The organism is Paraburkholderia sediminicola (genome assembly GCF_046026895.1).
Taxonomy (GTDB): Bacteria; Pseudomonadota; Gammaproteobacteria; order Burkholderiales; family Burkholderiaceae; genus Paraburkholderia; species Paraburkholderia sediminicola_C.
In genome coordinates this window covers 1-13,392 of record NZ_JAQQEU010000023.1, presented here as the reverse complement: position 1 = coordinate 13,392, position 13,392 = coordinate 1, and the positions used below count along the sequence as shown (strand labels likewise).

At 62.3% G+C, this 13,392-nt stretch carries 9 protein-coding genes and 1 pseudogene; 5 read left to right on the top strand and 5 right to left on the bottom strand.

Annotation, left to right across the window (positions count from 1 at the left end):
- Positions 1-47 precede the first annotated feature (47 nt).
- The gene (locus PQR02_RS17775) at positions 48-1,415 is read right to left on the bottom strand and encodes an MFS transporter (protein ID WP_408233426.1); all 1,368 of its coding nucleotides are present in this window, start codon (positions 1,413-1,415) and stop codon (positions 48-50) included.
- 737 nt (positions 1,416-2,152) lie between these two features.
- Between PQR02_RS17775 and PQR02_RS17770 the strand changes: the two genes are divergently transcribed.
- Complete coding sequence (locus PQR02_RS17770; protein WP_408233423.1) at positions 2,153-4,606, top strand: glycogen/starch/alpha-glucan phosphorylase; 2,454 nt, start codon at positions 2,153-2,155, stop codon at positions 4,604-4,606.
- A gap of 104 nt (positions 4,607-4,710) precedes the next feature.
- Here the strand turns inward: PQR02_RS17770 and PQR02_RS17765 are convergent, their stop codons facing one another.
- From PQR02_RS17765 to PQR02_RS17750, 4 genes are all read right to left on the bottom strand, one after another.
- Positions 4,711-5,838, bottom strand: a complete 1,128-nt coding sequence (locus PQR02_RS17765) for a hypothetical protein (RefSeq protein WP_408233420.1) — start codon at positions 5,836-5,838, stop codon at positions 4,711-4,713.
- A 273-nt stretch (positions 5,839-6,111) separates the two neighbouring features.
- Positions 6,112-6,459, bottom strand: coding sequence for a hypothetical protein (locus tag PQR02_RS17760; protein ID WP_408233417.1), 348 nt, complete (start codon positions 6,457-6,459; stop codon positions 6,112-6,114).
- Positions 6,460-6,663: 204 nt separating this feature from the next.
- Positions 6,664-7,059 carry a DUF6232 family protein gene (locus PQR02_RS17755; RefSeq protein ID WP_408233414.1) on the bottom strand — a complete coding sequence of 132 codons (396 nt, stop codon included), beginning with the start codon at positions 7,057-7,059 and terminating at the stop codon, positions 6,664-6,666.
- Between the two features lie 1,213 nt (positions 7,060-8,272).
- Entirely contained in the window at positions 8,273-9,469 is a 1,197-nt protein-coding gene (locus tag PQR02_RS17750) for a DesA family fatty acid desaturase (RefSeq protein ID WP_408233411.1), read from the bottom strand.
- Positions 9,470-10,085: 616 nt separating this feature from the next.
- On the opposite strand from PQR02_RS17750, the pseudogene PQR02_RS17745 reads away from it, so the two are divergent.
- The 4 genes and pseudogenes from PQR02_RS17745 to PQR02_RS17730 all read left to right on the top strand — a co-directional run.
- Positions 10,086-10,373: pseudogene (locus PQR02_RS17745) on the top strand (hypothetical protein); the annotation flags it as partial.
- Between the two features lie 94 nt (positions 10,374-10,467).
- The gene (gene pgm, locus PQR02_RS17740; protein WP_408233408.1) at positions 10,468-12,141 is read left to right on the top strand and encodes a phosphoglucomutase (alpha-D-glucose-1,6-bisphosphate-dependent); all 1,674 of its coding nucleotides are present in this window, start codon (positions 10,468-10,470) and stop codon (positions 12,139-12,141) included.
- Between the two features lie 497 nt (positions 12,142-12,638).
- Positions 12,639-12,821: a hypothetical protein gene (locus PQR02_RS17735; protein ID WP_408233405.1), complete on the top strand. Its 183-nt coding sequence runs from the start codon at positions 12,639-12,641 to the stop codon at positions 12,819-12,821.
- Positions 12,822-13,135: 314 nt separating this feature from the next.
- On the top strand, positions 13,136-13,392 hold a 257-nt coding region (locus PQR02_RS17730), incomplete at its 3' end, for a phage protein NinX family protein (RefSeq protein ID WP_408233402.1).

Here is a 13,392-nt window from a genome sequence, read left to right as displayed (position 1 = left end):
CGAGTGACAAAGCGGGCGCGCTGACAACACAGCGCGCCCGTTTTTTTTCATTTCGCCGACGCCTTCACGTGCCCACCCGCGCGATGCGAAGGCGCCAGCAGGCGCAGTCCGCTCGCGAGACTCGCCGCTCCGGCAAAGAATGCGCCCGTGCCGAGCGCGAGCGTCGGACCATGGCGGCCGGCAATCCCGAAGCTCAACGCAACCAGCGCCGCGCCGGTGGTCTGGCCGAGCAGCCGCGCAGTCGCGACAATACCGCTTGCTCCGCCGCTGCGTTCGGGCGGCGCGCTCGCCATCAGCGCCTTCAGATTCGGCGACTGGAAAAAGCCAAAGCCCGCGCCGCAAATCGCCATCCGGATGCCGATATCGAGTACGTGCGGATGCACCGGCAACAGCGCCAGCGACGCCATCCCCGCCGACATCACCGCGAGCCCGATCGCGCCGAGCAGGCCGGGCGGATAGCGGTCCGACAGGCTGCCCGCGAGCGGCGCGGCCAGCGCGACCACCACCGGCCATGGCGTCATCAGAAAGCCGGTTTCGACCTGGCTGCGATGCAGGACGTCCTCGAAATAAAACGGCAGCGACACGAATGCGAGGCCCTGCGCGGCGAACGAGCACACCGCCGTCACGGCCGACAGCGCGAACACCGGCCGCTTGAACAGATCGACGGGCAGCATCGGCGCCGGATGGCCCGCTTCACGGCGGATCAGCAGCAGCCCGAACACCACGGCGACCGCCGCCGCGCTCAGCACGAGTTGCGCGGACGCGCGCTGGGCCGCCTCGCCGAGCGCGAAGATCAACGCGGCGAAGGTGATCACGTTGAGCAGCGCCGCGACCGGATCGAAATTGTGCTTGCCGCGTTCGGTGTGCGGCAGCGCCGGCCATGCAAAGCCCAATGCGAGCAGGCCGAGCGGCACGTTGACCGCGAACAGCCAGGGCCAGGCGGCCACCGACAGGATCAGCGAGGCCACTGTCGGTCCGACCGCGAACGACACGCCGACCACCAGCGCGTTGGTGCCAAGCCCGCGTCCGAGCCGGTGCGGCGGATAGAGAAAGCGGATCAGTGCGGTATTCACGCTCATGATCGCGCTCGCGCCGAGGCCTTGCATCACGCGCGCGGCGGCGAGCAGCGGCAGTGTCGAAGCCATCGAGCACGCGAGCGACGCCAGCGTGAACAGCGCAATGCCGCCGATGTAAATGCGCCGGTGTCCGACGATATCGCCGAGCGCGGCGAGCGGCAGAAGGGTCGCCACCATCGCGAGTTGATACGCGTTGATGATCCAAACCGACGCCGCGGGCGCCGCATGCAGATCTGCGGCGATGGCGGGCAGGGCGGTGTTGGCGATCGCGGTGTCGAGCGTGGCGAGCGCGACGGCGAGCATGATTGCGGCCATCGCGCGGCGGTTGGCGGCGGACATCGGGACGTCCGCGGGGAAGGTGGGCGCGGCAGCGGCGCTGGAATTGTCGGACAAGGCGTGGCCCGTCGGGTTAGGCATGCCGGCGCGGCGGCCGGTCCAGGAACGCGGCGTACAAGCGGCGGGTTGCGTGGTGAGAGGCGCGCGCCTTCTGGTGTAGCGTCGAGGCGGGCAGCGCGCAGCGAAATGGTGTGATTGTTACAGAGACGCAGAAATCCTGCTGCCGCGCAGGCAGGCCTCCGTGACCAAACGTGACATAACGCAACTAACTGTCAAGTCCGCATACTCACTTCGAACAGATCCGCACACACTCTGTCACACGCCCCTCGGCACAAACAGTTCAGCAGACGAGGGCCCGATGTGATCACATACTGAAGCGCTCGACCGCTTCATCCGCACGTCACGCGGTGAAAAAATAATGGTGTGGGACGTTATCCGCCGCGCATTGTGCATCTCGCCGGCAACGACTTCATTGCGGCCTCGCTGTGTCTACTCTTGCCGCTCGATGCACGCGCGCAGTGCAGTTTGCGTGCGTTTTGCACTGTGTCCGTGCGAAACGCCGCGATGCCCGCGCGTCGCGGCGGGCATGGCATGTGCGTGAGTACCGGCTCGCGCTCGCTGTGTGCGGCAGTCGTAAAATGTTCTACTCTGCTTTTTAACCCGCCTGAACGGCACGCGCCTCCCGTCCGTCACCCATGCGGTTCGCGTATGCCGCGGCGCTTTTACCTCCGGAGGCTTCGATGACAACCGTCGATCTGGAATTCGACCAGCTCAACAGTACCGTCGACGCGCTACGGCGCTCCATTTCCAACCGCATGATGTACGGCGTCGGCAAGGACGCTGTCACCGCGCATCCCCATGACTGGCTGCATGCCGCGGCTCTCGCCGTGCGCGACCGGCTGGTGGCGCGCTGGATGAAAACCACGCGCCTGCAATACGAACAGGACGTGAAGCGCGTCTATTACCTGTCCATGGAATTCCTGATCGGCCGGACCTTTACGAACGCCTTGCTGGCGCTCGGCATTCACGATCAGATGAAGGAGGCGCTCGCGAGTCTCGGCGTCGATATGGAGACGCTGATCAATATCGAGCCGGACGCCGCGCTCGGCAATGGCGGTCTCGGCCGGTTGGCCGCCTGCTTTCTCGATTCCATGGCGACGCTCGGCATTCCGGGCTTCGGCTATGGCATCCGCTACGAATACGGCATGTTTCGTCAGGAGATCGTCAACGGCGAGCAGGTCGAAGCGCCGGACTACTGGCTGCGCGCGGGCAATCCATGGGAGTTCCCACGGCCCGAAATCAAGTACATGGTCCACTTCGGCGGGCGCACGGTGCAGCGTGGCGAACAGGTCGACTGGATCGACACCGAGCATGTGAACGCCACCGCGTACGACACCGTGATTCCCGGCTACGCGACGGACGCGACCAACACGCTGCGGCTGTGGTCGGCGCGCGCCACCGATGAACTCGACCTCGGCGCGTTCAATCGCGGCGACTACCGCAATGCGGTCGATACGAAGAACATGTCGGAGAACGTCTCGCGCCTGCTGTATCCGGACGACTCGACGCCCGCCGGCCGCGAGCTGCGGCTGCGTCAGGAGTACTTCTTCGTGTCCGCGACGATGCAGGATCTGATCCGCCGCTATCAGCGCACGCACAGCACGTTCGGGCGCTTCTCCGAAAAGGTCGCGGTGCATCTGAACGACACGCACCCCGTGCTGGCGATTCCCGAGCTGATGCGTCTGCTGGTCGACGTTCATCATCTGCCGTGGGACAAGGCGTGGAAACACGTCACGCAGATCTTCTCGTACACCAACCACACGCTGATGCCCGAAGCGCTCGAAACGTGGGACGTCGAGATGCTCTCGCGTTTGTTGCCGCGGCATCTCGAGATCATCTTCGAGATCAACGCGCAGTTTCTCAAACATGTGAGCGAGCATTCGGGGCATGACGCCGAGATGATCCGCCGCATTTCGCTGGTCGACGAATATGGGCAGCGGCGCGTGCGCATGGCGTATCTCGCGATCGTCGCGAGCCACAGGGTGAACGGCGTGTCGAAGCTGCATTCGCAACTGATGACCCGCGATATCTTCGCCGACTTCGCGCGCATCTATCCGGACCGCTTCACCAATGTGACCAACGGCATCACGCCACGCCGCTGGCTCGCGCAAGCGAGCCCGTCGCTGTCGTCGCTGATCGATCAGCGCATCGGCAAGCATTGGCGCAGCAATCTGTTCGAGCTGGAGCAGTTGCGCGATCTGCGTACCGACAGCGGCTTTATCGACGCGTTCCGCGACGCGAAGCGGCAAAGCAAATTGCGGCTCGTGCAGCGCCTCGCGCAGCACACCAAACTGCACTTCAATCCAGATGCATTGTTCGATCTGCAGGTCAAGCGTATTCACGAATACAAGCGTCAACTGCTGAACGTGCTGCACGTGATCGTGCGCTACAACCAGATTCGCGAGAACCCCGAGCGCGACTGGGTGCCGCGCGTCGTGCTGTTCGCCGGCAAGGCCGCGTCCGCGTACCGGATGGCGAAGACGATCATCAGGCTGATTGGCGATGTGAGCGAGAAGGTCAATCAGGATCCGCTGATCGGCGATCGGCTGAAAGTGGTGTTCGTGCCGAATTACGGCGTGAGCGTGGCCGAGATGATCATTCCGGCGGCCGATCTCTCGGAGCAGATTTCGATGGCCGGCACCGAAGCGTCCGGCACCGGCAACATGAAGCTCGCGCTCAACGGCGCGTTGACGATCGGCACGATGGACGGCGCGAACATCGAGATCCGCGAGGCGGTGGGCCGCGATAACATTTTCATCTTCGGCCATACCGCCGACGAAGTGGACGACCTGCGCGCAAGCGGTTACCGGCCGCGTCACGTCTACGAAGAGAACGCGGATCTGCGCATGGCACTCGACCAGATCCGCACCGGCTTCTTTTCGCCGCACGAACCGCTGCGCTTCTCGGATATCTTCCACACGCTGGTCGACTGGGGCGATCACTACATGGTGCTGGCCGATTTCGCCGCGTTCGCGAAGGCACAGGAGGCGGTGGATGCGCGCTTCGTCGACAAACGCGCGTGGGCCGAAAGCGCGATCGAGAATGTCGCGGGAATGGGGCAGTTTTCGTCGGACCGCACGATCGGCGAATATGCGCGCAATATCTGGCATGTGAATCCGCTTAGTCTGGAGTGACGGCGGTGGGGGTGCGCTGGCGTTTCGCGTGATCGCCTGATCAATGACAAGGCCGTGCGGTTCTTTGCCAGAGCCGCACGGCTTTTCTTATCGCGAGCGCGATATCACGGCGCGAAGCGTTCGATCGCGTTCGCCGCACGCAGACCCAGCTGGCCACGCTGGAAGTCGAACAGCACGTCGATGTTCTGCATCGCCATCAGACCGACCACGATGCGATTCGCGTCCGGCTTCGCTTTCACGACCATGACCTGCGCGTTCTCGTAGCGGTGTACCCAGGATGCCACGCCGATCGCCGCTTCGTAGTTGCCCTGATCGAGGGTCTTGCCGACGTCGTCGTCGCCGGTCCAGTTCGGCGCTTTGTCGGTTTCGATGCGGATCATGCCGGAGCTGCCCGTGGCGAACACCAGCGGCGCGCAGAACGTCATCTTGTCGGCGACGCGCACGCAGCCTCTCGGCCACTGCGTCGCACCGTCTTTCGACGCGGCCATCGGCAGCATCGTGTAGCCCTTTGTCAGCTCGCTCGACGGACTCAGCAGGAGGTAGGGCTGCGCGACGTTCGCGCGCACCAGATACCGTTGACCGATGTTGCCCGGCAACGCGCGCAGCGGTTGTGTGCAGCAGTTCTCGCCAGGCAGCTCGGCGCCGATGCCCGCGATGCCCGAGAAGGCCCAGCCGAATTCGCCGGTGTAGCCGTCCATCGCGACGCAGCGCTTTGCTGTCGGCAGGCAGCGCACCGTATCGACCGCTTGCGCGGCGATCGGCGCCGGCTTCGTGCCGCCCACGCTGAACGGCAACGTCACCGCCGCGCCGACCACTTCAGCGCCGTTTGCGAACGACAGCGACGTCACGTCGCCGGCGGGCGCGTAGTTCGAACCCGGCAGCGTCGACTTCAGAATCCGCACTCCTTGCGTGCCCGTATCCAACGCGACGTAGAGCGGCTTGCCGTCGAGCAGGATCGGCAGGCCGAGGCGCGCGTGATCCTGGTCGGCGCGCTCCACGTGCAGTGGAATCAGCAGACCGTCGTTGCCGCCGTTGATCAGCGCGGCATTCTGCGCGGGCGGCGTGGGGACCGGAAAGGTGGTGGAGCAGGCGGACAGGTCGGCGAGCGCGACGCCTGCAAACAGCACTAGCGCGGTGAGACGGCGCCAATGAACCTGCAAGCAGGTATGCAGACGCGCACGCCAGTTCGGGCGAATGTGCCGGCGCGCGGCATCGGGAGGCGACAGGGACATAGGATCACGCTTCGCAAAAAGGCGTGGTCCCCGGGCGAGGCGAGGCATTGCAGCGGGCGCCGCGGGCGGGCAGCGTGCGCGGCAATTTCGCGGGCATGCCCGCGGCGGCGCGAGCGGGGAAGCCCCATGCTCGCGAATGCTTGCGCAGGCCTGCGGGAGGGAACACGCGATAACAGGAGCGGTGACTCTACATGGCCGCTCACGTGTGATTGCAAAGATGTGTAAAGGCTGCGCACGCGACGAGCGGACCGTGCGCGCAAACGTCGACCGGCGTCAGTAGTAGTCGCGTGGGCGGCGGATTACCGTGGTCTGGGCGCGGCCCAGTGTGGCGCGATCCAGCGCGGTGGTCAGCACGCCGATCACGTCTTCGAGGGTGCGCGAGGTGACTTCGACGCGGAAGGTCACGCGCTCTTGCTGGCGGTCGACGGTGACGACGTACAGACGCAGATCGTCGCCGAGCGCCGCATGCAGCGCGCGCCGTCCATTGGCCGACGAAATGCCGGGTATCGTGACATCGATGATGATGAGCGGCACGGCCCGATGCGTGGGGCGGCCGATGCGCAATGCGGGAGCCGCGAGCGGCGCGGGGCTTGCGGACGTTGCGATGGGTGTGAGCATCATGGGAGCGCTGATCAGCTGAGACGGCGCGCGTTGTTGATACCTGACCACTCTAGCCGGGCCTGGATCAACGGCACGCAAAAAACTGCCTTCGCTGTGATCAAAATCTTGTAAACGCAAACGATGCTGATGCGTGCGGGTGGCTGCGCCGGCGCACGAGGACAGGCCTGTGCCGGGCGCCGGCGCCGCGTCAGGCGGCCAGCCGCTTCAAGCTTTGGGGACGGGTGCTGGCGCCGTTGCTTTCGCTTCATGCACGGCCGCGCTCACACGCTCGACGAATTCACGATCGGTGCTCATCAACGCCTCGCGTTCACCACTGTCTGTCTGCACCATCAGACGGTGGGTGATGTCCTGCGTCGCCCACGTGAGCCAGCCCACCACGATCAGCATGACGCCGCACACGATGCCCACCGGCGAGCGGAAGATCCCGCCGACAATCAGGCCGACGAGGCCGAGCAGCGAAATCGTCAGCGGCAGGACCTTGTTCTTCTGCACGGTAACGACCTGCACGCCTACGATGTCGCGCAGCGGAAAAACCTGGCCAGCCGACGAGAGTGCATTGCGCGTGACCGACACGCCGCGATCATTGAAAGGGGTTTCCATCGAGTTGAGTGCAAAGGGGTAGTGAAGCGGCGAGGCTAGCAGACTTCGAATTCCTAAAGTTAAGGATTTTTTCGTCGGCCGGGAGGCCTACTCCGCGGGGGTATCGTGTTTAGCTGACTAAAAATTTCAGTTATGGATTTTTCTGACTAAGATTTGGTGTTGTTTCTTCGCCGGTTTTCTGGCGCGGCCTTCATGGCATAGCTAGGATTTTAGCCTCTTGTCGGGAAGCTGGAAGAAGAAACCGCGCTCGTCGCCGATGAGCTAATGTACCTTTTCCGGTTCAACGGCTTTAACACGCATCACCATGTCTTCTTCGCTGACGTGGGGCCTTACCTGACCCCGCAGCCAGCAACGAAATTGCAAGGTGCAGGTGGTTCGCCCCGATCAAAATAGCGACGCTTTCCGCCAGTGTGCCTACGCGTGGCATCGTGGAACTTTTCTTCCGACATATCGGCGTTCTGAGGCCGGACGACGTCCTTCGGATGTCGCCGCGAGTGGACCAGGTGACCCCATGAGCCGCCATCTTTTGAGTGAGCCGAGGTGCAGAACCACGAGAATGACGGCGAGAAAGCCCATCAGTCCGACGTGATGGGCGAGTAACTGCTGTCCACGCGTACGGGTGTCAATACTCAGGTGGCGTATCAGAATCTGAGCAGAGGCAACCCGGGCGCGCCGCTCGATACGGCTTTCATTCCGGGTGCGGCTAGCCCTCGTCGAACCGGTCTCAGATGATTGCACGAGTGCTCATCACCCATTCGTTTCGCACAGCGTGATTGCTGGTGGAAAGTACGCATACGCTTGTAGCGAAGGCTGACCTTCGCGGCTATCGATGTGCGAATGTCAGGAAAGCGACTGCGGATCCTGTTTGCGCTATTCCCGCAGATCGAGTTGGCGTGGCAGTTGCCCGAGTTGCTGGAACACGCCTAGCCAATCCTCGAGATGCCATGTCTTCGCGACCAGCTCACTGCGCATCTCGTGGAATGAGTGAATGGCGAAGCGGACCGGCTTTGATGTTGCCGCGATGGACGATCGCTGCAACGCGCAGGTTGAGATAGCACGATCCCACGGACGGTGCGGTAAGTCTGTACGGTGGCGTTCAGGTCAGTAAAAACAACCGCATCGATCGCTCGCCGCATGGTTTGCCGGAATAGATCAACGTCATTCTTTTGCGCCGGCATTGCTCAGTAAGCGGCGGCGGAACGGGGACTGCAGATCAGGCGTATTGTCGAAGACTCAACGAAAATTCCTTGAGCGCGTTGATCCCGCTCTGCTCGCAAAGACGACACCAGTCCTGCAACTGGGAGAGCAACCGCTCCCGCGATGCATTGGAGCGCTCCCACATCGCCGACAGGTCCCTCCTCAATTCCATGCAGGCACGTAGCCTCTGGTTGTGGTCGTATGTTTCCGGCAACGGTCGTCGATCCTGATTTCGTTGGGCCTCCAGCCCGTTGCGAAGCCACATCGTTGCACCGCGCATAAGAAGGTACTTTTCGCGGCGACTGGCGTGCCCCATGTGCTCGATTTCCTCACGGCAGGCGTGTTCGGCCGCCCTCGCAAAGCCGGCCATGACCTCGTAGTGGTTGCGAAGTACGGCTTGCAGCGTATCGTCGTCGAGCACCACCTTGCCTTTGACCCGATGTGGTGTGGACGGCACTTTTTTCGCTTTCGCGAGACCAAGCGCGGAAAGGATGCAGATGTACGTCCAGCCGATGTCGAATTCGTACCACTTACTGGACAGCTTTGCGGATGTCGCATAAGCGTGGTGATTGTTGTGCAGTTCCTCTCCGCCGATCAGAACGCCGATGGGGATCAGATTCGTGCTCGCATCGTCAGTACCGAAATTGCGGTAACCCCAGAAATGTCCGGCGCCGTTAACCACGCCGCCTGCCCAAAACGGAATCCACATCATCTGGACGGCCCAGACCGACATGCCGACGATGCCGAACAGCGCAACATCGATCACCATGAGCAGGCTTATGCCAAGATTCGGATACTTCGCGTAGACGTTGCGTTCCATCCAGTCGTTCGGTGTGCCGTGGCCGAACCTGCGCAGTGTTTCTTCGTTTTTCGCTTCGACGCGATAGAGCTCAGCGCCTCCGAGCAGCACCTTCCAGATACCCCGGGTCTGCGGACTGTGCGGGTCGTCATCGGTCTCGCACTTCGCGTGATGCTTACGATGGACTGCGGCCCACGGGCCGGTCACCATGCCCGTCGTCATCCACAGCCAGAAGCGGAAACAATGGCTCACTGCCGGATGCAGATCAAGCGCGCGATGCGCCTGGCAGCGGCGGAGGTAGACCGTCACGCTGACTATCGTGGCATGCGTCAATACCAGCGTGGCCAGCAGAGTCTGCCACCACAACAGGGAAAGCAAGCCGTTCGAGAGAAATGCCAGCGAAGTGCTAAACAAGTCGGTCCTCTTTCTAAGCAAAGCAGAGCGTCGGAATGACGCGGGCTAACCCGCTCCGTTTCCCTCGCTTTATTCAGGTCCTGCACCGCCCGGTTGTCTGTGGCGCGACAGAAACGAATTCAGCGCGAAACGATTGCCAGACAACCATCGATGCGAAAAAGAAGGCGGTGAGAAGAAAAAGCGCGAGCGGGTTCATGTTTGTGTCCATTCGTGAGGACCGCAGCAGTCAGGCCGGGCAAACCGGAGGTGATTGTTTCCGCCGTCTTTGGCCACCCCGTCGTGCCGCTATACGACTCAGGGAAGATCATCTACACGATGTACGCCACGGCCGACGATGTCGGTACGGTTTCGTACCAGAAAGCGGGATGTCGAAGCGCGATGGCAGCGGTTTGCGCCGCGAGCAGGCGACCGGCAAACGGCCGATTCCGACCTCTTTGGCTGCTAGCGTGCCGGGTCGATAGACGCTACGAGTGTCTCTACGCTCGCGGACTCGTGATGCGGCCGCACCTCCGCGGGGCGGCGCGTGGCCGGTACGGCACCGTACCGACTCCGATCTCAATGATAGGCACCGTGTCTGTGTTGCCTTGAATTTGTCCTGTCAAGGTTCATCATCGGCATCCTGGTCGGACTGGAAGCAGCCATTGCTGCGAACTTCGTCGAAGCGGCTCGCGTCTATGAAAATCAGCCGGGTGCGCTCCAACTTCGTGCGATGAACATCATTTATGAAACCACCAAGGAGCGCGGGGCGACCATCCTCATGCCGACGTCGATGGTGGACAGTCTGAATCCGGCGCTGGCGCTCGCAATCGCCGGACGCGATCCTGCTACCGGCGCAGTGGTGAGTCCGCTCAAGACGGCAGCGAAGATGAAGCGGAGAATGGCAACTCGACGGCTCATGACATGAAAGCTCGACCTATGCGTTGATCCGGCGTTAGCGCCGTTGTTACCGCCATTGCAGATGTTGCCGTCATGGTTCGCGATTACCCATGGAGACCGCGATGAACATCAGTCCTCTCGCCGGCAAGCGCTTGCCCCATACAATGCTGGTCAATGTGCCGCGGCTTGTCACGGCGTACTACACCGACAAGCCAGATCCGTCGATCCCGGCGCATCGGGTCGCGTTCGGCACATCCGGGCATCGCGGCTCCGCGTTCACACGCAGCTTCAACGAGTGGCACGTACTCGCCATCACCCAGGCCATTTGCCACTACCGGAAGCAGCAGGGTATCGACGGCCCGCTCTTTATCGGCATCGATACGCATGCACTGTCTGAACCCGCTTACGCGAGCGCGCTGGAGGTGCTCGCTGCCAATGGTGTCGAGGTCATGATCGCGCAAAACGGCGAATACACGCCCACACCGGCCGTGTCGCACGCCATCCTCGCGTACAATCGCGGCCGGCCCGCGGGTCTGGCGGACGGCATCGTCATCACCCCGTCGCACAATCCACCAGAAAGCGGGGGTTTCAAGTACAACCCGCCGAACGGCGGCCCCGCCGACGAGACGGTGACCAGTTGGATCGAAAGAGCGGCGAATGGGTTACTCGAAAGTGGGCTTGATGGCGTGCTGCGCATGTGTCTGTCAAAAGCGTTGCGCGCCACGACGACGCACCGGCATGACTTCCTCAACGCCTACGTTGGAGATCTCGTCAATGTCGTCGATATGGCTGTGGTGCGTGGCGCGCCGATCCGCCTGGGAGTCGACCCGCTTGGCGGAGCGGGCGTGCACTACTGGGGGCCGATTGCCGAGCGCTACAACCTGAATCTCAGCGTGGTCAACGACGAGGTCGATCCGACCTTCCGCTTCATGAGTGTCGATTGGGATGGACGGATTCGCATGGATCCGTCGTCGCCTTATGCGATGCAAATGCTGATCGACCAGAAGGACCGCTTCGACGTGGCCTTTGCGTGCGATACGGATCACGATCGTCATGGCATCGTCACCCGAGACGCGGGACTGTTGCCGGCGAATCACTATCTCGCGGTGCTCGTCCACTACCTGTACGCGAATCGACCGCAATGGCGCGCTCACGCGGCGGTCGGCAAGACCATCGTCAGCAGCCAGATGATCGATCGTGTGACCGAAAAACTCGGCCGCACGCTTTACGAAGTACCGGTCGGCTTCAAATGGTTTGTTGATGGACTGCTCGACGGTTCTCTGGGTTTCGCGGGTGAAGAGAGCGCGGGCGCCAGTTGTCTGCGGCTTGACGGCACGGCGTGGAGTACCGACAAGGACGGAATCGTGCCGGCTTTGCTTGCGGCCGAAATCACGACTCGCACTGGCCGGGACCCCGCCGAGATCTTCCGTGATCTGACCCAGCGGCTGGGCGAACCGGTCGAACGTCGCGTACAGGCGGCGGCGACGGCGCCGCAACGCGCGCTGCTTGCACGGCTCTCGCCCGCGCAGTTTCCTCACACTGAACTTGCCGGCGAAAAAATCGAGCAGGTGCTCGACCGGGCGCCTGGCAATAGCGCGGCCATTGGCGGCATCAAGGTGGTCACGAAGAGCGGCTGGTTCGCCGCGCGCCCGTCGGGCACCGAAGATATCTACAAGATCTATGCGGAAAGCTTCCGCGGCGAGGATCACCTGACACGCATCGTTAGCGAGGCCCAGGCGATGGTCGACAGCACGCTCGAGGCACAGGCGGCCACGGATGATGGCGCCCAGCCGTGAGCGCGGAAAGTAGGAGGACGCCTCGAGAACTGAGGCTCTGGTTGTTTGTGGACCGGGCGGTCATGACGATCAGCGGGTCCAACTGGCCGGCGCTTAGGTCGTTCAGATCTGCGGACTGCTGTCGTTGGCCGCTGTGATGTCTGCAGACACTGTCCGCAAATCATCCTGACTGGACCGTTCGGTCGATGATATACGAGCTCGATTGAAGCAGTGGGTAAGCGGTCTTGACCGCTACCGTACAGACCTGTTCGGTAGCAGGTGAGAACGTGACGTTACATCCTGCGTGCACCTGCCATTTCGTGACCGCCATTGTAAGGCGCGCATTCGCGCACAGTCTGTCCCTGACTTTACTCGGCGTGTTTTCGTTCCAACAGAAGCCCTGCGGCGAAGTTGCGCGCGCCCCGCATAGCCGCAGGGCGTGGTTTCGCCCATAACATCATGCTTTGCCTCGAATGTCCGGGGCAGAGCGCTCTAGCTACCAGTTAGCGGAGGTCATCATGCGCACCCAGTATCCCGAGAAGCATCCGAATAGCGAAAAGAGTGAACACAACATCGATGAAGCGGTCGAGGACACATTTCCAGCTAGCGATCCTCCCTCGATCGGCGGCGTGACGAAAATCACCGTTGCACCCGATCATCAGAAGTCGCACAGGAAGACATTGCACGCAAAACGAAGATAAGCGTTGGCTTACCTGATCAAGTGGCCATCGCGGGCCAGCGACGTTGAACGCCGTCATTGGATCCGACCTGTCATTTTCAACGTTCGCACGCCGGGCGCCTTCCCGGATGGGAGTGCCTGGTGGCTCGGAGATGATGATCTGGCCGCGGCTATGCGTTGGTATGTCGACAGCAAGCGGCCAGGCAGTGCCCGATGGAGAGAGCCTGTGAAGACAAATGATCTGGAAGGTGCGCAACTCGACTACTGGGTTGCCAAAGCGGAAGGCCTATCAAACCCAAAGGTGGAGGATGGCCTTTGCCGCGTGGCGTATGTTAATTGCGACAACAAACACGAGAAGCCGTCGAGGTTGACGCCGCCTTTTCGCCGTCGACGGACTGGGCTCAGGGCGGGCCGATCATCGAACGCGAAGACTACTGTCTGCCCCGGGTCAACACTAATGCTGGCGCACTACACCATGGCGGTTACGCAGCATCCACACCGGCCGGCTTTTGCTTCTACGGAAACACTCCGCTGATCGCCGCCATGCGTGCCTACGTTGCAGACAAGTTCGGCGACGAAGTCCCTGACGAGAT